Origin of the sequence: Geobacillus sp. LYN3 (assembly GCF_003064505.1) — a bacterium.
In the GTDB taxonomy this organism is placed as follows: Bacteria; Bacillota; Bacilli; order Bacillales; family Anoxybacillaceae; genus Parageobacillus_B; species Parageobacillus_B toebii.
On sequence record NZ_QCWL01000001.1, the window covers coordinates 2,734,048 to 2,759,716 of the forward strand.

A 25,669-nucleotide genomic window follows, 5' to 3' on the forward strand; every position below is an offset into this window, starting at 1 on the left:
TGGCTGCGGAAAACATCCGCAGGGCTGCTGTCAACCAGCCGAACGCGGCAGCCAATTAGGCTAGCTGCAAGCTCACGGCTTTAGCCGTTGGGTAGTTGACTTCTGTAATCCCTTCGCTAAAAAGAAAAGCCGACATTGATTTGCCGGCTTCTCTTCGCTGATCATTCGAATGTAATTTGTTTTACTTTTTCCGCGTCTAAGCGCTTGATGACTTCGACAAGCAATTTTACCGTATTTTCGTAATCGTCACGGTGCAAAATCGCCGCATGGGAATGGATGTAGCGCGTTGGAATCGCGATCGTCAGCGACGGCACGCCGCTTGCCGTTAAGTGAATCGCGCCGGCGTCAGTGCCGCCGCCTGGCATTGCATCAAAATGATACGGAATGTTGAGTTCTTCGGCAACATCGATGACAAATTCGCGCAAACCGCGATGCGACACCATTGTTGCGTCGTATAAGACGATATGCGGCCCAGCGCCAAGCTTGCCCATCGCTTCTTTTTCGGAAACTCCCGGCGTATCGCCGGCAATGCCGACATCCACGGCAAACGCGATATCCGGCTGGATGAAATGCGCCGCCGTTCTCGCTCCGCGCAAACCGACTTCTTCCTGCACCGTGCCGACGCCATAGACAACGTTCGGGTGATCGACATCTTTTAATTGCTTTAATACCTCAATCGCAATCGCGCAGCCGATCCGGTTGTCCCAGGCTTTCGCAAGCAGCATTTTTTCATTGTTCAACACGGTAAATTCAAAATACGGAACGATCGAATCGCCCGGACGCACGCCCCATTCCATTGCTTCTTCCCGGCTTGTCGCGCCGATGTCGATGAACATATCTTTGATTTCGACTGGCTTTTTGCGCGCTTCCGGCGGCAAAATGTGGGGCGGTTTCGAACCGATGACGCCGGTAATTTCTCCTTTACGCGTTAAAATGGTGACACGCTGCGCTAGCATGACTTGGCTCCACCAGCCGCCTAGCGTTTGGAAGCGGATAAATCCTTTGTCATCGATTTGCGTCACCATAAAGCCGACTTCATCCAAATGGCCGGCAATCATAATTTTAGGACCTTCGTCTGTTCCTTTCTTTTTCGCAATCAAGCTGCCAAGACCGTCTGTCGTTACTTCATCGGCGTAAGGAGCTATGTACTTTTTCATCACTTCGCGCGCTTCCCGTTCATTTCCAGGGACGCCTCTCGCATCGGTTAAATCCTTCAGCATCGTCAACGTTTCATCGAATTTCGCCATTATGAAACTCCTTTCCGTTTTTGTCCATCCTTATTATACCCAAAACCGCCAATAATGTACAAAATTTGTTAATAATTCTGATTTTGCCGTTCATGATTGACTTGATTTTTTTGCTTATAGGCTTGTTCGATTTGTTCCGTAGAAAAGCCCAGCTGCCCGCCAAGCAGCAAATACTCGGTAAACAACCGGCCGTAGCTTTGCCGCGATTTCGTTTTTCCAAACTCATCTGCGGCTTGAAAAACAGCGAGAAACTGATCGACAAGCGGCAAAGCGGCCGATTGCGGCGGAATCTCGGAATAGAGAAAATCGCATTCCAAGCCGAGCGATAAAATAAAATGCAGGCCGTCGACATATTCTTCGAGCACTTTTTCTTGCGGAGACGGCGGTTTCACACTCCAAAATTTAAAACAGCGCGTTTCATTGGCCAGCTCGCCAATTTCGACAAGCAAAGCGAGCAGTTTTTCTGCAAACAGATCTTCTTCCATCAGGCCGTGCTGCGTCTCAATCCGCTCATCGAGCTGACGCTGCAGCGAGTAAAGCGCCGCAAAATCCATCCTTTCACCCCCTACAAAAAGTTAAAAAGCCAAACATATGCCACAATCTCCATCACCGCGAGAAACGGCAAGCCATAACGGAAAGCACGATGGCGCGTTTTATGATGAAACAAATACATGCCCGCTGCCGCGCCGGCCGCCCCGCCGATGAAGGAAACGAGCCAGATCGTTTTTTCGGCGATGCGCCATTGATGGCGCTTCGCTTTATATTTATCGATAGCCATGATGAAAAGACCGATGATATTCATCACCAAACTATATTGTACCATTGCCATTTCCTTTCTTGTAAGAAAAAAGACCATTCCCGCCAGCGAGAATGGTCATTGCTTCCTTACTTGTTTAAATTTGCTTTCGCCAAGTCGGCGAGCTGTGCGAACGCAGCTTGGTCATTGACCGCTAAATCCGCCAACATTTTGCGGTTCACTTCTACCCCCGCTAATTTCAGACCGTGCATAAAGCGGCTGTAGGAAAGACCGTGCATGCGTGCCGCCGCGTTGATGCGCGCAATCCAAAGTTTGCGGAAATCGCGTTTCCGTTGACGGCGGTCGCGATACGCGTACATTAACGATTTCATTACTTGTTGGTTTGCGACTCTATATAAAGCGTGTTTCGCTCCGAAATAACCTTTTGCTAATTTCAGGACTTTTTTGCGACGTCTGCGCGTTACCGTTCCACCTTTAACACGTGGCATATATATTCCCTCCTATATTTCTCCATTATTTCAAGTTGTCAAGCAGCTGGCGAATGCGTTTGAAGTCGCCAGGAGATACAAGCGTTGCTTTGCGAAGCTTGCGTTTTTGTTTTTGCGTTTTATTGGCAAATAAGTGGCTTGTATAAGCATGACCGCGTTTTAATTTACCGGTACCAGTCTTTTTGAAACGCTTTGCAGCGCCACGATGAGTTTTCATTTTTGGCATAGGTGTTCCTCCTCACTCGATTATTTATCGTTTTTCGGTGCTAGCACTAAAAACATATTGCGCCCGTCCATTTTCGGTGCCGTTTCGACGACGGCGATATCTGAACACGCCTCGGAGAACCGTTCAAGGACGCGTTGACCAATTTCCTTATGCGTAATCGCCCGTCCTTTAAAGCGGATTGTCGCTTTTACTTTATCGCCTTTTTCAAGGAACTTGCGCGCGTTGCGGAGCTTCGTGTTAAAGTCGTGCTCCTCGATCGTCGGGCTTAAGCGCACTTCTTTGACGTTGATGACTTTTTGTTTTTTACGCGCTTCTTTTTCTTTCTTTTGCTGTTCAAAGCGGAATTTGCCGTAATCCATGATGCGGCATACCGGCGGTTTCGCATTTGGTGCTACAAGAACTAAATCAAGATTTAATCTTGCAGCAATTTCAAGCGCCTCTTGTCGAGATTTAATTCCTAATTGTTCACCTTTTGGGTCAATTAAACGGACTTCGCGTGCACGAATATTTTCGTTAATAATAAAATCTTTGCTAATAACCAGCCACCTCCAAGGTTTTTTCCGAATTACTTGTTTGTCGCATCGCACACCCAACTTGAGCGGTTCCGGAAAAACAGCCGATCATCAGCCTTTTCCTGCTAACAAAAAAGTGTGGATGCATACGACACCCACACTACTTACGTTCGAAAACAATATCGCGAACCGTAACGACCTGTCAACAGCCATGCCGGCGTCAACCAGGTGAGAAGCGGGGTGCTTCTGCTTTAGTCACAAACAAGTATTCTATTCACTCTATACAATATATCACCTTGGAAGTGGCATGTCAAGGCGCTTTTCTTGATTGACAAACAACGTCTTTCATTATAGCGAATCATTGGCAGTTTGGCAAGTGAAAATGCGAAAACCGTGAAGAAAGAACTTCACGGTTTTCGTATTGCCTAGTTTCGACGCACTTCCGCTTTCAGAGCGGCAATAAAATCGTCGAGAGACATCGTTTCGCTTTTTTGTTCGCCGTATTTACGGACGTTGACGGCATTTTCTGACATTTCTTTGTCACCGACGACAAGCATGTAAGGGATTTTTTGAATTTGCGCTTCACGAATTTTGTAGCCAATTTTTTCATCGCGTTCGTCGACTTCGACGCGGAATCCTTGCGATTGCAACGCTTCTTTCACTTTATACGCATAGTCGAGATGCGCTGCTGGCGACACAGGGATCACTTCGACTTGCACTGGGGCAAGCCAAGTTGGGAACGCGCCTTTATATTCTTCAATCAGAAACGCAACGAAACGTTCCATCGTGGAAACAACCCCGCGATGGATGACAACCGGGCGATGCGGTTTGCCGTCTTCGCCGATGTATGTTAAATCAAAGCGTTCCGGCAATAAGAAATCAAGCTGCACCGTTGACAATGTTTCGTCTTTTCCAAGGGCTGTGCGCACTTGCACGTCTAATTTCGGACCATAAAAAGCCGCTTCCCCTTCGGCTTCATAATACTCTAATCCCAATTCATCCATTGCTTCACGCAGCATGTTTTGCGCTTTTTCCCACATTTCATCATCATCGTAATATTTTTCTTTATCATGTGGATCGCGGTAAGAAAGCCGGAACGAATATTCATCCAAGCCAAAGTCTTTGTATACTTCTAAAATTAAGTTAACGACGCGTTTGAACTCATCTTTAATTTGGTCTGGACGCACAAAAATGTGAGCATCGTTTAATGTCATGCCCCGGACGCGCTGCAAGCCGGAAAGCGCTCCAGACATTTCATAGCGATGCATCGTTCCAAGTTCGGCGATGCGAATTGGAAGCTCCCGATAGCTATGAATCTTGTTTTTATAAATCATCATATGATGCGGACAGTTCATTGGGCGCAGCACAAGCTGTTCGTTGTCCATTTCCATCGGCGGGAACATGTTGTCTTTGTAATGATCCCAGTGGCCGGAAGTTTTATATAATTCGACACTACCAAGCACTGGTGTATAAACATGTTGATAACCTAATTCAATTTCTTTGTCCACAATATACCGCTCGATAATGCGGCGAATCGTTGCCCCTTTTGGCAGCCAAAGTGGCAGCCCTTGTCCGACTTTTTGCGAAGTCATAAACAATTCAAGCTCTTTTCCTAATTTGCGATGATCGCGTTCTTTTGCTTCTTGCAACTGGCGAAGATATTCATCTAAATCTTCTTTTTTGAAGAACGCCGTTCCGTAAATGCGCTGCAGCATTTTATTATTGCTGTCTCCGCGCCAGTACGCTCCTGAGATGTTCAACAACTTAAACTCTTTAATTTTTCCTGTCGATGGAACGTGGACACCGCGGCAAAGGTCAAAAAATTCGCCTTGTTCGTAAATGGAGATCGTTTCTCCTTCTGGAATATCGTTAATTAATTCCAGTTTTAAATCATCGCCAATTTCTTCGTAAAGGCGAATCGCTTCTTCGCGGCTCACTTCTTTCCGGACAATTTCCAAGTTTTCTTTCACAATTTTCCGCATTTCTTGTTCAATTTTCGGCAAGTCTTCCGGCGTTAATGATTCTTCCATATCGATATCGTAATAGAAACCATTTTCAATGACCGGACCGACGCCAAGTTTTACATTTTTATACAGACGCTTAATCGCTTGGGCCATTAAATGGGCAGTACTATGGCGCAAAATGTCCAGCGCTTCTGGCATATCTTGCGTAATGATCGAAATCGATCCATCTTCCTGAATCGGTGTGCGCAAATCAATAAAACGATCGTTTAGTTTGCCGGCAATCGCTTTTTTCTTTAATCCCGGGCTAATCGATGCAGCGATTTGTTCTGTCGTTGTTCCTTTTGGAAACTCCTTTACCGCTCCATCAGGGAATGTAATGCGAATCATTTCCGACATACACTTTTCCTCCTCCTTCTTTCGTGTTGAAAATAAAAAAACTCCTCCCTCAACAAAGGGACGAGTTTGTTTCGTGGTTCCACCCTTCTTCCCACCGCCGGCAAAAAAGACATACTTCGCCTCTGGCGATGGCTCGAATAGAATAACGGTCGTACCGTCGACAATTACTAGACTTACGTCGTTCACTGCCGCAGCTCCGAGGTGGTAAGTGTATTTTTCGTGTTAGGAAGGTTGCAGCCGATGCCTTCCCTCTCTGGAAACCGTAAAAATACACCCGTGTCCTCATCATCACTTTTCCGGATTTCTTTTATGTACGTTATTATAGAATGAGTATAGGAAAAAATCAAGTTCATCTATCTTGTTTTGCACCGATGGCTCGATATTTTGCAAAATCGCTTTGGCTGCAGAGGAAAATCCGCTCTTGAAATACATTTTGAATCGTTTGAATCATCCCATCATCGATATCGTCTGTATACAAATAAATGACGTTCGGTGCAATAGACACAAGCGGTGCTAATATGGAAGAATCAATGTACATCGGCTGGCTGATGATCAAATTACGGTCGATCATTTGTTTTAATTCACTCGCTGTTATTTCGCATAACTTTTCATCAAAAAAAAGAAAAGATGGCGGCTTGTGGACTAAATGAATGACGGATAATTTCGGCTTTTTGGATGCCACACAGTCACGCAACATTTGCACAAAATTTTGATATTCCTGCTCTAGTTTATATTCATCAATAGCAAGTTCGACGTAGTGTTGGAGCCGTTCCATATATGGCTTCAGGCGAAACGTAATAAAGGATGAAAAGGAAAAGGAAAGACCATCTTTTAAAAAGTGCTGTAGCGCGTTCGCAATCAATGTTTCCCGTGAAATGGAAGATTGCTTTCCCTTTCGATAATCATATCTCTCCCCATCGAGAAAGGAATGGGCAAGCTGTAAAATTTGATGTTGTTCTTCTTTATCTTGAAAATAAAACGTGCCAGAAATAATCGATAATAATAGCCGATCTTCGATAAAACGAAGAATAAATTTTGTCATTGCTGGTATTAAATCTGATAAAATAACCTGATCGGTGTTGTCATATATGTAAATCGTGACGAGGGAATCTCCATTGTATGTTGCTTGAAAGAGCAGATTCATTGTTTTTTTCTGCCTTTCTTTCAGCAAACAAAACAACTTTTCAGCATCATTGGCTTGTTCAAAATAAATTTCAATCAAACGTTGTCCCCCCTTTTACGAGTTAAATGCTTGTTCTATATATATGGGGACAAACGGTCGTTTAGAATAAAAAAGGATATTTCCACTAAGGAAATATCCTATTCAAGCCGGCGATTTCTTCCTTTTATTTCTACTGGATGTGCCAAATAACGGATCCGCTCCATAATGCGCGCAGCTTTCATCTGCTCTTCTTCCCCGCGCTGCGAATAGGTCAAATGATGCGCTAATTGCTGTAAATCAAAGTTCGACGTAAAAAATGTCGGCAAGTTTTCAAACATCCGATATTGCAAAATAGGACCTAATAAGTCATCGCGCACCCAGCTTGACATTGATTCCGCGCCGATATCATCAAGCATTAAAATCGGCACCTTTTTGACATAATCGAGTTTTTCATTAATCGTTTGGTCTTGCAGCGAGCTTTTTAACTCACGGAAAAATTCCGGCACATACACGATAAGGGACGAAACGTTTTTTTGCGCAAGCGCGTTGGCGATCGCGCCAAGAATATACGTTTTTCCAACGCCGAATGATCCGTATAAATAAAGTCCTTTCATCTTTTTTCCCGGCTCATACTCCGAAACAAAACGATCGGCAAGTTCAATCGCATTCATTCGTCCCTCATCGGTAAGATCAATGTCAGACAGCGAAGCTTGCAAAATTTCACGCGGAACAAACAAACTTTGAATCAGTGATTCCTGCCGTTTTCGTTCATCATATTTTATTTTTGCCGGACAGCGGTCATACTCGACATCAATGACAGTTCCTTTTATAACAAGATGAGGATGATATCCTTTTAAAAAGTTTTTGCATTGATCTAAACTAGGGCATTGTGCGCAGTTTTTGCTTTGCTCCATAAACTCATACAGCTTCATTAAACTGCGGTCTATCATCTCTTTTGTAATTTCCCGCTCGTGTTCACGTAAAAATGCTTGTACTTCTGGGTGTGACAAAATTTGTCGTTTCATTTGTTCATAGCGCTGTTGAAAATCTTTTTTATGAAGCAGTCGATTTAACAGTTGATCCATTCGTTCCATCATTTCCACATCCTATTATTCATTGCGGTATTTTTTTAATCGTTCCTCTAATTCCCGGCGCTTTTCTTCGATATTGATATTTTCCTCTTTGTCTTGATCATCGTTTTGACTATAATCCATATTAAGCCATTCTGGCAACAATTCTTTTCGCACTGCTTTTCTGTTTGTTCTTTTGCTTTTTTCATTTGCCCAGCTTTGATATGTTTTTGCTTCTTGCTTTGCCAGCTCCATTGCCTCTTTGACGGTGCGTACTTTTTTCCGCGACCAATGACTGGCAATTTTTTCAACATATGCTTTGGATAGTTTCATATTTGTACGCAACATCACATAATAAATTAATACGTTCACAACACCCGGAAGCAATTTTTGTTGAAACATAATGTCCTCAATCAGCTGCAAATCGCTCATCGATGGTTCGGCTCCGCCAGATATTTCTATTAACAATTGGCGGGGGGAAATGGTTTCAAGCTGCTTTATCAACAGTTCCTCTTTCGTTTTTGGTTCGACATTCGTCATCGTACGATACGGAAGCGGCTGCACCCGCGAACTTAAGTTAGGAGGAGAATCTCCGCGTTCAAATTCATACCACTCATGAACGGCTTTCCGCAATGCATCGATATCAATATGGTTAGACGGATCAATCACACTCATGACAATTTTTTGCATGTCAAGCGGTCCAACACCGTATAAAAAGGCTAATTTTTTTATCGCTTCTTTTACCTTTGCCGTAATCGCCCGCTTTGGCACCATATGTTTAGATAAACCGGCAAAAAATAGTTCGAAATCAAATACATCATCGCTAAGTTCGTACGTATTCTCTTTTCTGCTGATATACTCATACCCATCAACAAGCCGCAAATCTTCTTGCGTTTCTTCATTCATATTAGCAACCATTTGTTCCACATGCACAGACGCAAATACATCATGAAACGCGCGAGTAATAGGAGAAAATTTCGTTTGGTCAATGGATGGGGTGGAAAAGAACTGTTTCAGCTCTTGAAACTTATGTTTGCCGATACGGTTATAGAGGAAAACGTTAAGCATTCCATCCATGAAAAATTGCTCTGGTGTAAGCGGCGGCTGCAGCTCATAAATAAACAATTTCGGTTCTTCATTATTGACATACGTCTTTAATAGCCCAATTCCTTCTAATTTTAAACGTTCTTCATAGATTTCTCGCAAACTGCATTGCATAAGCACCATTAAACTATGATGGGTCGTTTCTTTTTCCGAAAGAAGCTCCTGCTCGCACCATAACGTCATATAAAGAGTTAATGCCCGATGGCCTATTAGCGGTTGATAAAGGAGAGTGAGCACTTTTCGGTCAAAATCATGCAACACTCCATTGCTCCGTACCGTATAACGATCAACAGGAATTAATTCTTTCCAATGATGTTCCATTATTCTCGACCTTCCGTATTAAGTTTTAACGATGAAAAAAAGGGCTTATTATCTATTGCGCAAAAAGCCCTTTTTAACGTTGTTCTTTTTTAATTAGCTCTTTTAGTTCTTCAATAAATACATTTAAATCTTTAAATTGGCGATACACGGAAGCAAAACGGACGTAAGCAACCTCGTCCACTTTCGATAAACGTTCCATCACCATTTCACCGATCGTTTCGCTTTTCACTTCCGCTACTCCTTGATTGCGAAGCTCCCTTTCAATGTCCTGCGTAATTTTTTCGAGTTCTTCTAAAGCAACAGGACGCTTTTCACACGCTTTAATTAAACCGCGCAAAATTTTATCACGGCTAAATTCTTCGCGCATTCCTTGTTTTTTCACGACAATCAGCGGCATTTCTTCCACTTTTTCAAATGTTGTAAAGCGATAGTGGCATTGTTCGCATTCCCGTCTGCGCCGAATCGAACGTCCTTCATCCACCGGACGCGAATCAAGGACTCTTGTGCCGTGATGCTGGCATGATGGGCATCTCATATAACCAACTCCGTTTTTATTCTTATCTTTATGATAACGGAACAAATAACAGCGGGCAAGTTGTTTCGCTATGCGTTCATTCCCGACCCAATGTATGGAAGGCGTTGGTCCAATTTTCGATATAAATCAATGATGACCTGCCGACTCCGCCCAAAATCAAATGGCAAAAAGGTTGTTTCCGTTGTGACCGAAAAATCGACCGCTGTCTCTAGCGGGCGAACGGAAATGACAGTAACCACAATGAATACTTTTTTTCCACGGCGAGTTGTCGCGCTGAACTCTCCTCTTTCTTCAGAAACAGATAATAATTCATAATCAGGTGAAGAAGTGAACAATTCTTTTACCGTCTGGATTACAGTATTATTTGTCGCCTTATAGTAACGGCTCCGCAACTGTTCGTCCTCATGATTTTCTCTCGTTTCACAATGATTGGTTAGCGCATATTTCAGCTTTTTCCAAACACTCATCATTACTTCCCCTTATTTTTCTGTTTATAACGCTCCGTAATTACTATTATCATATCATCATTTTTGACTAAGATGTATATTAGACAAGTAAAAAAGAGGCGCGTCTTTCGCACCTCTTTTAATTTCGCTCGTTAATTATAATGCTTGTGCTTTTTTCACTTCAATTGGACGCATGCCACGCGGAAGTTCAATCGTTTCGCGCGTTTGTGCTCCAAGTTTATCGGCGATATAATCCGCCGCAATTGTCGGATCTAAGTGTCCACATGTGTAAACATCGATACTTGCATATCCATGTTCTGGAAACGTATGAATAGTCAAGTGCGATTCAGAAATAATAACAACTCCACTAACACCTTGTGGCGCAAACTTGTGGAATGCGACTTCGCGAATTTCTGCTCCAGATTTCAACGCAGCATCAACAAACGTTTTCTCAATAAATTCGATGTCGTTCAGCTTATCAAAATCGCATCCCCATAATTCTGAGATAACGTGACGACCCATTGTGTCCATTCCATTAATCCCCCTTCAAACAAATTTTCTTAAAAAATAAAGCATGAAACTCTTTTGCAATATGGCATGTATAACTACCACGGGGGAAAGTTAGTCCTAAGAGGTCCTAACCCTTTAAGTAGTCACATTACCGTTGCCTTTAAGAAGTTCACGAGACATAGTATACTTTGTTTACATATTTTTTTCAATATCCTTTTTTGTATTTTTACAAGTACAATCGGAGAAAGCCCATGCAGGGTGTAGCCCGTCTTTAGACATGGGATGAACCGATTGCTTTGACGTAGTCAAAGATGGTATACTACTCTTATAGAGAAGAAAAATCCAACGTCTTGAATCGGGCGCACAGGGCGATAAGCACCAGTGAGGTGTTTGCCCATGAAAGTCTTGTGGAATTAGAGTCAGTATCCATGCGAAGGTATGGAAGAAGCTCTATAGTACACAAGAACCCCTTGGCTTTAGCCATCGGGAGGTTCAGGTTATTAAGAGAGTATTTTTTGCCATCTACATCTTACTGTTTCCGAACGGAACGCATTTTATAATGATATCAAAGGGTCATTATGATCACGCATGATTTTCCAGCAGGGAAATATGAATCGCCGTGTAAACCGGCATATGATTGACCGTGTTGAAAAAACAGCGGACACTGTTAAACGAATTCCGTGCTTTCCTTCCTGTAGACTGATTCGGGGCGCACCAAAGCTAAAAGCTGGCCGCAATGGCCAGCTTTTTTATTATACGTTTACGCTTAACTTTTCCTTCATTTTATTTGCTATCATATTCGCTAAATCGACGACGCGGCAAGAATAACCCCACTCATTATCGTACCAGGCTAACACCTTGATTTTGCGCCCTTCCATCACCATCGTGGACAATCCATCAATAATCGCTGAGTGTGGATTCGTGTTGAAGTCGATGGAAACAAGCGGTTCCATTGTAAAATCAAGAATTCCTTTTAGCGGACCGTTTGCTGCGCGAATAAACGTCTCGTTTACTTCTTCTACTGTTACCTCTTTTTTCACATCCACGACTAAATCGACTAACGATACGTTTGGCGTCGGAACGCGGAGCGCCATTCCGTGCAATTTTCCTTTTAAGTGAGGCAGTACTAATCCTAACGCTTTTGCCGCACCGGTCGTTGTTGGAATGATCGATTGCCCGCAAGAGCGCGCACGGCGCAAATCTTTATGCGGATTATCAATATTTTTTTGGTCGTTCGTATATGCATGAACGGTCGTCATTAAACCGTTTTCAATTCCAAACGCCTCATCAAGAACTTTCACAACAGGAGCAAGGCAGTTTGTTGTACAAGAGGCGTTGGAAATAATAAAGTGTTGGTCAATGTCAAGCACATGTTCGTTTACGCCAACGACAATCGTTACATCCTCATTTTTCCCAGGTGCTGTTAAAATCACTCGTTTGGCTCCTGCCTCTAGGTGAAGGCTTGCTTTTTCCCGGGAATTAAATTTTCCTGTTGCTTCGATCACAATGTCAATATCCAACTCTTTCCACGGCAACTCTTTCGGATCGCGCGAACTGAGCAGCTTAACTTTTTTACCGTTGACAAGAAGCCCATCTTCTAGTGGGACCACTTCACCATCAAATTTCCCATGATTCGAATCATATTTTATTAAATGCGCTAACGTTTCGGATGGGTAACTCGCATTAATCGCTACGATATCCAGATCCGGGGAATAAATCGCCTTGCGGAATACCATTCTCCCGATTCGTCCGAACCCATTAATCGCCACTTTCGCTTTCATTTATGTTCTCCTCTCATATATATGTTATACTAATTAACCGATTTGTACATAAATAGTATATCATATTTTTATGATATGTGGAGAAAAAAATCATCAAAATAATAAAAAAAACGCCCTTTTTTTATAGGGCGTTCCATTCTTTTAAAATTTGGAAAAGTTGTTGTTTGGTTTCTTCAATTGTTCCGTTATTGTTGATGACCGCATCCGCTTTTTTCACCTTTTCATGAAGCGGCATTTGCGATCGAATTCTTGCAAGCGCCTCCTCTTCGGAAAAACCGTTCCGTTTCATCAAGCGCTCAAGCTGGATATCATTATCAACATATACAACAATGATTTTATCAATCAAGTGAGTAAGTTCGCTTTCAAATAAAAGCGGAATATCTAAAACGATCGTTTTTGCACCTTTTTGAACGTACGCTTCTTTTTCGGCAAGCATACGCCGGCGGACAGCCGGATGCACGATGGCGTTCAGCTTTTTTCGTTCCTGCTCATTATAAAAAACGATCGCTCCTAATTTCGCTCGGTCAATTTCCCCATTTTCCTGCAAAATGTCCTGTCCAAACGTCTTAATAATTTGTTCGTACGCTTCCTCTCCCACTTTGACGACATCGCGAGCAACTTGATCGGCATCAATAACGGGTATGCCAAGACCGCGAATCATCTCCGTTACTGTGCTTTTTCCGCTCGCGATGCCGCCTGTTAATCCGATCGTAAGTGTCATATTTTCCTCTCCCTAAAAGTGCAGAATAATAAATTTGTGTGCGCTTTGCGGGACGTAGGCAAGTCATTGACTTGCCTACGTCAGCCATATCAAGTCGCATTTATATTAATGCTGACAAAATGCACAATAATGAGTCCCCCGGCCGGCAACAACCGTTTTTTGAATCGGCTGCCCGCAGCGTTGGCACGGTTCTCCTTTTCGTCCGTACACAAATAACTGCAGTTGAAACGTTCCTACTTCTCCATTTGTGTTAACGTATGACCTTACCGTGCTTCCTCCTTTTTCAATCGCTTCTTGTAATATTGTCACCATTTCGCGATGTAAGCGAGCAACTTCCTCGTCAGTTAATGACGACGAGATACGTTCAGGATGGATTCCAGCACGGAATAGTGACTCATCTACATAAATATTGCCGAGCCCAACGACAACCGTTTGGTCAAGAAGTGCCGTTTTGATCGTACGGTTCGTTTTTCGCAGCCGCTGTGCAAGAAAATTGGCAGTAAATGTTTCCGAAAACGGTTCAGGACCTAACTGTGACAAAGGCAGCCGCGCCTCTTCTTCTCCTTTTCGATAAAGATGCATCGTTCCAAATTTTCTTACGTCGCGATAGCGAAGTTCTGTGCCGTCTATAAATCGGAAAATAATATGCGTATGCGGTTCGATAGGATCTTCCTTTTTACAAACCGCATAACGTCCTTCCATACGCAAATGAGAAATAAGCACATGTTCATCAAGAGTAAATTTTAAAAATTTCCCCCGTCTATGAATATCACGAATTGTTTGTCCTTTCATTGTTTCAATAAATTCGGTAACATCTGCCGGATACTTAATGATTTTTGGCCAAAATACTTGGATATCGGCAATGGTTTTACCGGCGGTTAATGGAATAAGAGTGCGACGAATGATTTCGACTTCCGGCAGTTCTGGCATACGTAATCCCTTCCTTTACTTTGCGTCATACCATGTTGGTCCAAAATGATAATCCACTTTAAGCGGTACCCGTAATTGCACCGCATTTTCCATTACTTCCGGAACAATTTGTTGCAATCGTTCTACTTCTTCTTTAGGCGCTTCCAAAATGAGTTCGTCATGCACCTGCAGCAACATTCGTGCTTTCATGTTTTCTTTTTTCAACCGATTCGATAAATCGATCATCGCTTTTTTAATAATATCGGCAGCGCTCCCTTGAATCGGTGTATTCATCGCTGTTCGTTCCGCAAAGCTGCGCAAGTTGAAGTTTCGGCTTGTAATGTCCGGCAAATAGCGGCGACGATGCAAAAGCGTAGTAACATAACCTTTTTGTTTTGCCTCTTGGACGATATCTTTCATATATTGCTTTACCCCTGGAAAAATCTCAAAATATCGTTTAATAAATTCACTTGCTTCCTTCCTAGTAATATTTAAGTTTTGCGACAGCCCATAGTCGCTGATGCCGTAAACAATGCCAAAGTTTACCGCTTTCGCTTGCCGGCGCATGTTTGGCGTCACTTCATCTTCATTCACATGAAAAATATCCATTGCTGTTTTCGTATGAATATCTAAATCGTGACGAAACGCATCAATTAAATTTTCATCATTTGCAATATGGGCAAGCACACGCAATTCAATTTGCGAATAATCCGCGGAAAAAATCACCCAATCCGGTTCTGATGGAACGAACGCTTGTCGGATTTTTCGCCCTTCTTCTAAACGAATCGGGATGTTTTGCAAATTTGGTTCCGTAGAGCTCAACCGTCCTGTCTGGGTGAGCGCTTGGTTAAAAATCGTATGAACTTTGTTCGTGTCATGATGCACCACTTTTAATAACCCTTCGATATACGTTGATTGCAGTTTTCCTAATTGGCGGTAATGCAAAATTTTCTCGACAATTTCATGTTGAGGCGCAAGTTTTTCGAGCACTTCCGCCGATGTGGAATAGCCTGTTTTCGTTTTTTTCAATACAGGCAGTTGCAGCTTTTCAAACAAAATGACACCTAACTGTTTTGGTGAATTGATGTTGAACTCTTGACCAGCTAATTCGTAAATTTCTTGTTCTATTTCTTTTAGCTGTTCCGTCAATTCTTCGCCCATCTCTTTTAACCGCTTGACATCAATTTTCACACCGGTAAACTCCATCTCCGCAAGAATGGAAGATAGGGGCAATTCCAAATCAGTGAATAAAGAATATTGCTCATTTTCCTGTAAATCGCAAATAAAATCTTGCTCTAATGCGCGTATCGCCGCTGCTTTACGCACGAGATGTTCCGCTAAAACTGGTTCATCCGGAATTTTTTGTTTCGCGCCTTTTCCATATATTGCTTCGTCTGACTGAACGTCTGTATATTGCTTCGTTTTTGCAATAGAAGCGACATCTTCTGTAGATTGGGATGGATTTAACAAATACGAAGCGATTAATAAATCAAATTGAATACCGCGCAACTGTATTCCTTGCCATTTTAAAGAAACGATTGCCCGCTTGCCGTCAAAAACGCTTTTTTTCTTTGATTCATCTTCCAGCCATGTTGTAAATAAAGAAGACGACAACGCGGTATCTGTACGAATAAAGAAGTTTCCATGCTCATTGGCGATCGCAAAGCCTAAAATCGGCGCCTTATGATAATTTGACTCCAATACCTCGACAACGAGGGCCGCCTTATCGGACAAAATGGATTCTGTCACCTCATCGACGATCGTATAATCGATGTCCGATAGCGCAACCTCCGTTTCTTCTTCGCCTTGCGGGGCCGCCATTTTTTCAAGAAGCGAGTTAAAACCAAGTTCTTTAAATAGAGCAATCACTTTATCAACATCATATCCGTTATATTCTATATCCTCTAACGAAAGATCAACTGGAGCATCGCGTAAAATGGTTGCCAGCTGTTTGCTCATCAGAGCAATGTCGCGGTATTTCGCCAAATTCTCTCTCAGTTTATTTCCGCTGACTTGCTCGATCGAGTCTAATATGTTTTCAATCGTGCCAAACTCTTTTAACAGCTTTAATGCCGTTTTTTCGCCAATTCCCGGCACCCCTGGAATATTATCAGACTTATCTCCCATCAATCCTTTTAAATCAATAATTTGCTCCGGTGTTAATCCGTATTTCTCTTGCACTGTTTCTGGAGTATAGGATTCCACATCGGTGATACCTTTTTTTGTAATATCTACCGTTACATGATCCGATGCAAGCTGTGTTAAATCGCGGTCTCCGGAAATAACTTTTACTTCAAATCCTTCCTTTTCCGCTTTTGTGCATAACGTACCAATAATATCGTCCGCTTCATAATTTTCCAACTCATAGAAACGAATTCGGTACGCATCAAGCAGCTCCCGTAATAGTGGAAACTGTTCGGATAATTCCGGAGGCGTTTGCTGCCGTCCTCCTTTATATTCTTCAAACGTCTTGTGGCGAAATGTCGTTTTTCCCGCATCAAAGGCAACGAGCATATGTGTCGGCTTTTCTTCTTCTAAGATTTTCATTAACATCATCGTAAATCCATACACCGCATTCGTATGAATCCCTTTATCGTTATGTAAAAGCGGCAGCGCAAAAAAAGCGCGGTACGCAATGCTATTTCCATCAATGAGTACGAGTTTCTTCTTCAAAACATTCCCTCCTCCAACACTCTTGTTCTTATTGTAACATGATTTGCTTTGTAAATAAAAAAGACGAGAACATTTTTTCGTCCTCATCTTTCCACTAATCGAACTGCATTTGTTTCGGAAAATGCACCGTAAATGTCGTTCCTTTTCCGACCGTGCTTTTTACCGTAATATGACCGTGATGTGCTTCCACTAAATGTTTTACAATGGCCAGCCCCAAACCAGTCCCGCCGGAGTTGCGGCCTCTTGCCTTATCCACACGGTAAAACCGCTCAAAAATGCGTGGGATCTCCTGTTCATCAATGCCGATCCCTGTATCTTTTACGTGAACAAGAATTTCTTTTTCTTTTTCCTCTATCATTAATTCCACTTTTCCGCCTTTCGGTGTATACGTTAAAGCATTTGTAATTAAATTAATAAATATTTGCTTAATGCGGTTCTCATCTCCTTCCATATATACCAATTTTGGCGCATGCAAATAAAAATCAATCCCTTTTTCTTCGGCCTTTTGTTGAAACATGACGGCAATTTCACGCAAAAGATCCGCAAGATCCACCGTTTCCAAATGAAGTCGAAATCCTTGCTGCTCTATTTTCGACAAATCGAGCAAATCTTGCACTAACGTTTGCAATCGTTCGCTTTCTTTCCAAATAATCGACAAAAAATACTCCAGCGTTTGTTCATCTTTCATCGCGCCATCAAGCAATGTCTCAGCAAACCCTTTAATCGACGTAATCGGTGTTTTTAATTCATGGGATACGTTCGCAACAAAATCTTTGCGCATTTGTTCTAGTTTTTTCAGTTCAGTAATATCATGGAAAACAAGAACAATCCCTTTCCATTCATCATTCGTTCCAATAATTGGGGCACCGTATACTTCAAAATGCTTTCGATCAATCCCGATCGTCAGCAACAGCTGTTTGCGAATTTTTGTTTCTTTCATAAAAATTTCATTTACAAGTTGAACAATTTCTTTATGGGCAAACGCTTCTGTATACGGCCGGTATAAATAATCAACCGGATGAATATGGAAACTCTCTTTAAAGGCGCGGTTAATTAAATTGATATATCCCCGGCTATCGATCAAAATGAGCCCAATTCCGACGTTTTCAATCAGTGTATGCAAACGGTCTGTTTCCATTTCCCGCGCCTTGCTTATCTCTTGCAAATTGCGGGCAAGCCGGTTAATAGAATGGACGAGCATTCCTGTTTCATTATTTTTTACATGCGGAACTCTCGCTTTATAATTCCCTTTTGCCAATTCAAATGCCACTTTTGTTGCTGCTTCGATCGGTTTCATATATTGATCAGCTATTTTTAGCCCTAACAAAATAATGACAATAAGTGCTGTACCTAAACTGCTAATTAATACCCCCCAAATTTGCTGAGTCACTTTTTTTAACGAATTGGTCGGGGAGCTTAAAATGACATATCCCGCGTTTTTCCCGTTTTTTGTAAAAGGAACGATATAGTAATAGACATCATCTGTTTTTTCAATAACGGAAAATTGATTTAATTGGTTTCTCCGCAAAATATTGCGAATGATCTGTTCATGGTCTTCATCGCTAATATGAGCAACATGTCCTGTATCAAACAACGTTTTTTCATGGTTATCTAATATGGTAATACGTGACGATAACGCTTCGCTCATCTCTTGTAAATCTTGGCGAATTAGATCAAGTGATTCATTTTTTAATAAAATGGCAATTGCTTTTGCTTCCTTTTCCATTCGTATATTCATAGTTTCCACATAAAAGTCTTTAAACAACTGCCCAAGCAATATACCGAGACAAATCAATACCGTGACAATTAATGTCACGAGCCCAAACAATAGACGCGATCGGAAGCTAGTCATTCCGCTTTGGCCCCTCTAGTTTATATCCAAGCCCTCTTATTGTTTTAATATATATAGGTTTTTTTGTATCTTGTTCAATTTTTTCACGCAAATGGCTGATGTGAACATCGACAATACGAGTATCCCCAGCAAAATCATAGTTCCATACCGAACTTAGCAGTTGATCCCTCGTTAATACTCGACCTTTATGTTTTGCTAAATAAACAAGCAGTTCAAATTCTTTTGGAGTCAGCTCAAGCCGCTCCCCACGAAAATATGCCTCATAGCTGTCAGGAAGAATCTTTAAATCTCCGATGACTATTTCTTTTGTTTCCATTTCTCCATTAGAAAGCTGCGTGCGCCGCAAAATCGCTTTTACTCTCGCTACTACTTCACGCGGACTAAACGGCTTTGTCATATAATCATCAGCGCCGAGTTCAAGCCCAAGCACTTTATCAAATTCATCATCTTTCGCTGTTAACATTAAAATCGGTGTCATCACTTTTTGCTGGCGCAATTGTTTACATACTTCCACCCCATCGAGCTTTGGCAGCATCAAATCAAGAATAATAAATGCTGGCTGTTCGAAAGCTACCTTTTCTATTGCTTCCTCGCCGTCATTTGCGGTCAAAACCGTAAAACCCGCTTGTTCCAAATTGTATGTTAAAAGTGTGACAATCGATTGCTCATCATCAACGACTAATACTTTTTTACACATATACGCCCCCACCACATCAATAATATTATTCGTTTTTATCATACCATAAACATGCAAAAAACCGCCTCAAATAAGGCGGTTTTTTCATTTAAAAATTTTCTAATGCCCAGCTATCCAATGTTGGCAGTGCATACGGCGGACAGACGGATAAAATACCTTCTAACACTTTTTCTGATTCTTGACGTATCGCTTCGACAGCAATCGTAATATGATGGCATTCTTCATCTACTTCCGTCACTTCAAACAAAAATTGCAATTGTTCATAATGGTAAACCGGCTTCAGAAAATGAATTTCCTGCTTTGTAATATGGCTTCCCGGCCCCGGCAAATATTTCGAAATAGCCGATGTGATCATGCCTGTCAGCATCACCGCTGGAACAATCGGCTTTTTAAACGGTGTCTGTGAAGCGTAATCGTGTTGAATGTATAACGGATTCGCATCATCTGTTAATCCAAGATAAAGCAATAAATCTTTATCTTCCATTTTGGCGTTAATTACTAATTTTTCCCCGACCGTGATTTCTGATATATTTCTCCCTAGTTTTCGTTTTCTCAGCACTTAAAACACCCCTTTGTTTAGAAAGCGCTTTCAATAAATATGTGGCAAAAATTCGGGGGATTCCCGAATTTTTGCCTTTGCCATTATTCTAATACTCTCATCACGTTTTTGACAGATTCGACGGATTTGGCAAGCGCCGCTTTTTCTTCTTCAGTAAGCTCTAGTTCGATGACTTTTTCAATGCCGTTTCCGCCTAAAATCGTCGGCACACCCAAGTAAATGCCTTCGTAACCGTATTCGCCTTCAAGATAAGCGATTGCTGGAAGAATGCGGCGTTGATCTTTAATAATCGCTTCCACCATTTCTGCAAGCGATGCAGCAGGAGCGTAATAAGCACTTCCATTGCCCAATAAGTTCACGATTTCACCGCCGCCTTTGCGAGTGCGTTCCACAATCGCGTCTAGGCGGTCTTTCGGAATTAATTTTTCGAGCGGAATGCCGCCAGCATAGGAGTAACGAACGAGCGGCACCATGTCATCACCATGTCCTCCTAATACAAAACCAGTAACGTCTTTCACAGAAATATTCAACTCTTGTGCAACAAACGTGCGAAAACGAGCTGTGTCTAATACGCCAGATTGACCGATTACCCGGTTTTTCGGAAATCCAGATTCTTTAAATACCGTATATGTCATCGCATCAACAGGGTTCGTCAATACGATAATATAGCAATTCGGCGAATATTTGACGACTTCTTTTGTTACTTGTTTCATAATTTTTTGGTTTGTTGTAACAAGATCGTCGCGGCTCATGCCTGGTTTGCGTGCGATCCCTGCTGTAATAACAACAATATCGGAATCGGCAGTATCCGCATAATCGGAAGTGCCGATAATATTTGCATCAAAACCTAGCACTGGACTTGATTCCAACATGTCCAACGCTTTTCCTTTTGTCGGATTTTCTAATTGTGGAATATCGACAAGAACGACGTCTCCTAGTTCTTTTTGCACCAAAATAAATGCGGTGGTTGCTCCGGTAAATCCCGCACCGATCACTGAGATTTTTTTGCGTTTCATTGTCATTTTTCCCCATCCTCTCCCAGTTTTATTCCATATTCCGGATGAGTGCGTCAGCGAATTCTGAACATTTTACTTCCGTAGCGCCCTCCATGAGACGAGCAAAATCGTATGTAACGATTTTTGCGGCAATCGTTTTTTCCATTGCTTTGACAATGAGTTTTGCCGCTTCGTTCCAGCCGAGATGCTCAAACATCATCACACCAGATAAAATGACCGATGATGGGTTCACTTTATCCAATCCTGCATATTTCGGAGCCGTTCCGTGAGTAGCTTCAAAAATGGCATGCCCTGTTTCGTAGTTAATGTTTGCTCCCGGAGCGATACCAATGCCGCCAACTTGTGCTGCTAACGCGTCAGAAATATAGTCGCCGTTTAAGTTCATCGTTGCAACCACATCAAATTCGCGCGGACGCGTTAAAATTTGTTGTAAGAAAATATCGGCAATGACGTCTTTGATAATAATTTTTCCGGCTTCTTCTGCTTCCGCCAGCGCCTTGTTCGCTGCTTCTTTTCCTTCTGTTTCGACAATGCGGTCATATTGCGCCCACGTAAATACTTTGTCGCTGAATTCTTCTTCTGCTAATTCATAGCCCCAATTTTTAAACGCGCCTTCCGTAAATTTCATAATATTTCCTTTATGAACAAGCGTAACCGATTTTCGCCCGTGTTCAATCGCATAGTTGATTGCGGCGCGCACTAACCGTTTCGTTCCTTGTTCGGAAATTGGCTTAATACCGATACCAGAAGTTTCTGGGAAGCGGATTTTGCGAACGCCCATTTCATTTTGCAAGAAATCAATCACTTTTTTCACTTCTGGTGTCCCTTTGGCATACTCAATTCCAGCATAAATATCTTCCGTGTTTTCACGGAAAATGACCATATCTGTATCTTCTGGACGTTTTACCGGAGAAGGTACACCTTTAAAATAACGGACCGGACGCAAGCAAACGAATAAATCCAACTCTTGGCGAAGCGCTACGTTCAATGAACGAATTCCCCCGCCAACTGGAGTCGTCAGCGGACCTTTGATCGCGATTATGTATTCCCGAATAACATCAATGGTTTCTTGTGGAAGCCACTCGCCGGTTTGTTTGTACGCTTTTTCCCCTGCGAGAACTTCTTTCCAAACGATTTTCTTTTCCCCTTTATACGCCTTTTCTACTGCTGCTTCCAACACACGAGATGCGGCAGCCCAAATGTCTGGACCTGTCCCATCCCCTTCAATAAATGGAATAATTGGATTGTTTGGTACATTTAACACACCATTTGTTACAGTAATTTTTTCACCTTGCGCCACCATAACAACCTCCAAATATATTTTGTTAAAGGTGAGAATAATTATATCTTCTCACCTTTTATAAACTATAAACATAATCAGCCGCGTTGTTCAATCGGCACATATGCCCTTTTTGCCGGACCTGTGTATTCCGCGCGCGGACGAATGAGACGATTGTTATCGTATTGTTCTAAAATATGGGCAAGCCATCCAGACATACGGCTTACTGCAAAAATCGGCGTAAATAAGTCATGATCAATTCCTAAGCAGTGATAAACAGATGCCGAGTAAAAATCAACGTTTGGTGGCAGTGATTTTTCGGAAGTAACAATTTCTTCAATTCTCACTGACATTTCATACCAATGTGGTTCACCAACAAGCTTCGTTAATTTTTCCGACATCTTTTTCAAATGTTTCGCACGCGGATCGCCCTTTCGGTAAACGCGATGGCCAAAGCCCATGATTTTTTCTTTATTTTCTAACTTTTTGTAGATATATGATTCTACATTATCAATCGTTCCAATTTCTTTTAACATTTTCATGACTGCTTCATTTGCGCCCCCGTGAAGCGGTCCTTTCAACGCTCCAATCGCCGCTGTCACACCAGAGTAAACATCTGATAATGTCGCTACGCAAACACGTGCAGTAAATGTCGATGCGTTTAATTCATGATCCGCATGTAAAACAAGCGCTTTGTTAAACGCTTCAACAGCCGTTTCATTTGGTTCTTTGCCTGTCAACATGTAAAGGAAGTTAGCTGCAAATCCTAAATCTTTTCTTGGCTCGACAGGCTCCAACCCTTTGCGGACGCGGGCGAATGCTGTAACAACTGTAGGAATTTTTGCTTGCAAACGAATCGCTTTGCGATAGTTTGCTTCTTTTGTCATTACATCTGCTTCTTCGTCGTATAGCCCTAACATAGAAATCGCTGTCCGCAATGCTGCCATCGGATGAACTTTGTCGATTGGATACTGTTTAAAATGTTCAATAATTTCTTTCGGAATTGCCGCATTTTCCGCCAATTGCTGTTTTAGCTCTTCCAACTGTTGTCTCGTCGGAAGTTCACGATGCCAAAGCAAATAAATAACCTCTTCGAACAAAGCGTTTTCTGCCAAATCATCAATGTCATAGCCTACGTATGTTAGCGTGTCATCAATAATCGAGCTAATGCTTGACGTGGTTGCCACAACCCCTTCTAGACCGCGTGTAACTGTCATCGTGATCTCTCCTTTTCTTTAAAATTCCCCTTCTCTCAATTGCAATTTATACGATATGAGAGTGAGCGCTTGCTCGAAATAAAAGTAAAAAAAGTTTAATGTAGAAAGTGCTTACATTTTTTATAATATATTCCCTGTTGTCCGCCGCCTTTTGCTAGAATAAAAAGCGGCAGCGGGGATGCCGCTAAATAGGATTACGTCTATATTATAAACAATTATCTGACTTTTGTGAATCCAAATCCTCTTATTCTTTAAATATTATTACAAAAAAATAAATTCGGTTTAAATAACTATTTAAAAATATTCTATCACTTTCATCACCATATAAGCAATCCCCGCACCGATTAGTGGACCGACAGCAACGCCATGAAAAAGCGACACTGCAATAATCGTCCCAAATACGAGAGCAGCCGTCATATGCGGGTCCGTTGCCAATAATGTGACTCCACCTTTCGCGACTAATGCGACAAAGATTCCTGATAATAGCGCGATCCAAGCCGAAAGCGACTGCAGTGATGCGATTAATTGTCTAAAACCAATCTCTCCCGTAGCAATCGGCGCCAATACAGCAATCGTGATCACCGTAACTCCCCAATGAATTCCTTTTTCATGGACGATAGGCAGCCACTTTTCTCCCATCCCGACCATTTTAATAATTAATAAAATAGCAACCGCAATCATTAATGATTGGTTTTTGGCAATAAATCCGATAATAAATAAAATAAGTAAAAACAATATTGGTTCGCCCACTAACTCTCTTCCTTTCTTTAATTAACTGTAGTTGAGCAATTTTCATTACAATAATTACCATGTAAAAAGAGACAAACGGAGTACCCCTTATGCCACATGAAGCTGTTTTTTAACGACATCAATGGGAATATCTTGTTTCGCTGCATCGTAAATAAACTCCACGAGGCTATGTCCTTTCTTCTTTCGAAGGAAGTCAAGCCCGGTAGAGAAATCGCTGTTGGATTCGACCATACTGTACACATAAGCGAGTTGCACCAAGATCCAATACCGTTTCACCGCCCAACGTTGACGAACGCGGTACCCATCGAGCTTCAGCTGGTCTTTCGCTTGTCGAAAAAAGCATTCGATCGACCAACGCTGGGCATAGTAGCGCAAGATCTCTTCATCGCTTAGCTCCCGGTCGGTGCTCAAGACGCAGTGAAGATGTTCCGATGTCATCGGCTGATCGGCTTTCCAAGCGAGCAGCACCACCGCATGGTCGAGACCGTTGAGCGCTCCTTCGTAACGATAGACGCGATAATGCTCTTCTCCCACCGTGACGAGGTGAGTGTCATTCGGTTCGATGGAGCGGGCCAACTGCTTCGCTTGGACGGCAACGCCGTTCGGATAGAGAATCCGGTTCGTCTTGAGCATCGCGATGACGTGGAATCCTTTTTTCAGACAAGCTTCCACGAGCGCTTTCGATGGATACCACGAATCCATCAGCACATAAACGGGACGGCGTACATCCAACGAAGAAAGCATCTCGATCGCGAGTTCCCCTTTGCTTTTTCCCGCCGTCTTGTCGTAGAGGCGGAAGGCAAAGGGAAACGCCTGGGTTGCAGTATGAACCATGAACCAAACAAGAGAATGGCCCCAAATCGATTTTTTCTCTGAGTGAGAGTAGTGCCAATCACATCCCTGAATCGCGTGTGTTGCCCGTGACGAAGGCTTGGTTTTTTGGCAAATCGTATCATCGATCGAAACAAACAAGGGTTGATTCTCCTGTTTGGCGATGCGTTCGACACGACGAAGGATCCACTGCTGGAGTTTGCGAAGCAGTGTCTCTTCCTCCCACGGACTTTTCGTGAAAAAATGGCTGAGTGTCGTGCGGTGGTTCGGATGAAAGCTCCCATGATGAAGATCGGTCAATGTTCCCGAAAAGCCCTTCGTGATCATCGCATCCACGATATGAACGAGATGCTTCATAACAGGTTTTGAAAAATAAAGGGTCAACCCCAACATCGTGAAAAACTTGTGAATTCCTTGATGATGTGCTAATCTATTCATGAGACATGAACCTCCTTGTGAATGGTTTGGTAGCACATCTATTCTAACCAAGGAATCGGGTTCATGTCTCCTTTTTTGTTTCGATGTAAATTTATGTTAGTGATTTTGCTCATCTACAGTAATTAAAATATTCAGAGCGTCAACTACCCAACGGCTAAAGCCGTGGGCTTGCAACTAGCCTAATTGGCTGCCGCGTTCGGCTGGTTGA

Annotated in this window: 25 protein-coding genes and 1 other annotated feature; all 25 genes read right to left on the reverse strand. The window is 42.4% G+C overall.

Annotation, left to right across the window (positions count from 1 at the left end):
* Nucleotides 1-161: 161 nt before the first annotated feature.
* The 25 genes from DCC82_RS14320 to DCC82_RS14440 all read right to left on the reverse strand — a co-directional run bounded on the left by DCC82_RS14320 (nt 162) and on the right by DCC82_RS14440 (nt 25,461).
* Nucleotides 162-1,247, reverse strand: a complete 1,086-nt coding sequence (locus DCC82_RS14320) for a M42 family metallopeptidase (protein ID WP_015864759.1) — start codon at nt 1,245-1,247, stop codon at nt 162-164.
* A gap of 68 nt (nt 1,248-1,315) precedes the next feature.
* Nucleotides 1,316-1,801, reverse strand: coding sequence for a dUTP diphosphatase (locus DCC82_RS14325; RefSeq protein ID WP_015864760.1), 486 nt, complete (start codon nt 1,799-1,801; stop codon nt 1,316-1,318).
* 11 nt (nt 1,802-1,812) lie between these two features.
* Nucleotides 1,813-2,070 carry a DUF1294 domain-containing protein gene (locus DCC82_RS14330; protein ID WP_015864761.1) on the reverse strand — a complete coding sequence of 86 codons (258 nt, stop codon included), beginning with the start codon at nt 2,068-2,070 and terminating at the stop codon, nt 1,813-1,815.
* 62 nt (nt 2,071-2,132) lie between these two features.
* Nucleotides 2,133-2,492 carry a 50S ribosomal protein L20 gene (gene rplT / locus DCC82_RS14335; RefSeq protein ID WP_015864762.1) on the reverse strand — a complete coding sequence of 120 codons (360 nt, stop codon included), beginning with the start codon at nt 2,490-2,492 and terminating at the stop codon, nt 2,133-2,135.
* 25 nt (nt 2,493-2,517) lie between these two features.
* Nucleotides 2,518-2,718, reverse strand: coding sequence for a 50S ribosomal protein L35 (rpmI, locus tag DCC82_RS14340; RefSeq protein ID WP_015864763.1), 201 nt, complete (start codon nt 2,716-2,718; stop codon nt 2,518-2,520).
* Nucleotides 2,719-2,738: 20 nt separating this feature from the next.
* A complete protein-coding gene (gene infC, locus DCC82_RS14345; protein WP_015864764.1) occupies nt 2,739-3,311 on the reverse strand; it encodes a translation initiation factor IF-3 in 573 nt (190 codons plus the stop codon).
* Between the two features lie 43 nt (nt 3,312-3,354).
* Nucleotides 3,355-3,488, reverse strand: a sequence feature (ribosomal protein L20 leader region).
* 167 nt (nt 3,489-3,655) lie between these two features.
* Complete coding sequence (thrS, locus tag DCC82_RS14350) at nt 3,656-5,590, reverse strand: threonine--tRNA ligase (RefSeq protein ID WP_097354849.1); 1,935 nt, start codon at nt 5,588-5,590, stop codon at nt 3,656-3,658.
* A gap of 349 nt (nt 5,591-5,939) precedes the next feature.
* Nucleotides 5,940-6,812 carry a putative sporulation protein YtxC gene (gene ytxC / locus DCC82_RS14355; RefSeq protein WP_097354850.1) on the reverse strand — a complete coding sequence of 291 codons (873 nt, stop codon included), beginning with the start codon at nt 6,810-6,812 and terminating at the stop codon, nt 5,940-5,942.
* A gap of 98 nt (nt 6,813-6,910) precedes the next feature.
* A complete protein-coding gene (gene dnaI, locus DCC82_RS14360) occupies nt 6,911-7,846 on the reverse strand; it encodes a primosomal protein DnaI (protein ID WP_187252140.1) in 936 nt (311 codons plus the stop codon).
* A 15-nt stretch (nt 7,847-7,861) separates the two neighbouring features.
* Nucleotides 7,862-9,247: a replication initiation and membrane attachment family protein gene (locus DCC82_RS14365; RefSeq protein WP_097354852.1), complete on the reverse strand. Its 1,386-nt coding sequence runs from the start codon at nt 9,245-9,247 to the stop codon at nt 7,862-7,864.
* Between the two features lie 73 nt (nt 9,248-9,320).
* A complete protein-coding gene (gene nrdR / locus DCC82_RS14370; protein WP_015864769.1) occupies nt 9,321-9,782 on the reverse strand; it encodes a transcriptional regulator NrdR in 462 nt (153 codons plus the stop codon).
* A gap of 68 nt (nt 9,783-9,850) precedes the next feature.
* Nucleotides 9,851-10,249: a hypothetical protein gene (locus DCC82_RS14375; RefSeq protein ID WP_062679221.1), complete on the reverse strand. Its 399-nt coding sequence runs from the start codon at nt 10,247-10,249 to the stop codon at nt 9,851-9,853.
* Between the two features lie 135 nt (nt 10,250-10,384).
* Entirely contained in the window at nt 10,385-10,759 is a 375-nt protein-coding gene (gene speD / locus DCC82_RS14380) for an adenosylmethionine decarboxylase (RefSeq protein WP_003248680.1), read from the reverse strand.
* 731 nt (nt 10,760-11,490) lie between these two features.
* The gene (locus tag DCC82_RS14385; RefSeq protein WP_015864771.1) at nt 11,491-12,519 is read right to left on the reverse strand and encodes a glyceraldehyde-3-phosphate dehydrogenase; all 1,029 of its coding nucleotides are present in this window, start codon (nt 12,517-12,519) and stop codon (nt 11,491-11,493) included.
* 121 nt (nt 12,520-12,640) lie between these two features.
* Complete coding sequence (gene coaE / locus DCC82_RS14390) at nt 12,641-13,240, reverse strand: dephospho-CoA kinase (RefSeq protein ID WP_015864772.1); 600 nt, start codon at nt 13,238-13,240, stop codon at nt 12,641-12,643.
* Nucleotides 13,241-13,345: 105 nt separating this feature from the next.
* Nucleotides 13,346-14,170, reverse strand: a complete 825-nt coding sequence (gene mutM, locus DCC82_RS14395) for a DNA-formamidopyrimidine glycosylase (RefSeq protein WP_097354853.1) — start codon at nt 14,168-14,170, stop codon at nt 13,346-13,348.
* A gap of 15 nt (nt 14,171-14,185) precedes the next feature.
* Entirely contained in the window at nt 14,186-16,822 is a 2,637-nt protein-coding gene (gene polA, locus DCC82_RS14400) for a DNA polymerase I (RefSeq protein ID WP_097354854.1), read from the reverse strand.
* Between the two features lie 94 nt (nt 16,823-16,916).
* Nucleotides 16,917-18,674, reverse strand: coding sequence for a two-component system histidine kinase PnpS (pnpS, locus tag DCC82_RS14405; protein ID WP_097354855.1), 1,758 nt, complete (start codon nt 18,672-18,674; stop codon nt 16,917-16,919).
* Complete coding sequence (locus tag DCC82_RS14410) at nt 18,667-19,371, reverse strand: response regulator transcription factor (RefSeq protein ID WP_015864776.1); 705 nt, start codon at nt 19,369-19,371, stop codon at nt 18,667-18,669. The genes pnpS and DCC82_RS14410 overlap by 8 nt, the downstream gene beginning before the upstream one ends.
* Before the next feature lie 88 nt (nt 19,372-19,459).
* Complete coding sequence (locus tag DCC82_RS14415; protein ID WP_097354856.1) at nt 19,460-19,930, reverse strand: MaoC/PaaZ C-terminal domain-containing protein; 471 nt, start codon at nt 19,928-19,930, stop codon at nt 19,460-19,462.
* Between the two features lie 83 nt (nt 19,931-20,013).
* On the reverse strand, nt 20,014-20,952 hold the full coding sequence (gene mdh, locus DCC82_RS14420; RefSeq protein ID WP_097354857.1) for a malate dehydrogenase: 939 nt from the start codon (nt 20,950-20,952) through the stop codon (nt 20,014-20,016).
* A 22-nt stretch (nt 20,953-20,974) separates the two neighbouring features.
* Nucleotides 20,975-22,249 carry an NADP-dependent isocitrate dehydrogenase gene (gene icd, locus DCC82_RS14425; RefSeq protein WP_015864779.1) on the reverse strand — a complete coding sequence of 425 codons (1,275 nt, stop codon included), beginning with the start codon at nt 22,247-22,249 and terminating at the stop codon, nt 20,975-20,977.
* Between the two features lie 74 nt (nt 22,250-22,323).
* Nucleotides 22,324-23,442, reverse strand: a complete 1,119-nt coding sequence (gene citZ / locus DCC82_RS14430; protein ID WP_097354858.1) for a citrate synthase — start codon at nt 23,440-23,442, stop codon at nt 22,324-22,326.
* 294 nt (nt 23,443-23,736) lie between these two features.
* Nucleotides 23,737-24,192 (reverse strand): DUF441 domain-containing protein, encoded by a 456-nt coding sequence (locus tag DCC82_RS14435; protein ID WP_015864781.1) that lies wholly within the window; start codon nt 24,190-24,192, stop codon nt 23,737-23,739.
* Between the two features lie 87 nt (nt 24,193-24,279).
* On the reverse strand, nt 24,280-25,461 hold the full coding sequence (locus tag DCC82_RS14440) for an IS701 family transposase (RefSeq protein ID WP_015864782.1): 1,182 nt from the start codon (nt 25,459-25,461) through the stop codon (nt 24,280-24,282).
* Nucleotides 25,462-25,669 lie beyond the last annotated feature (208 nt).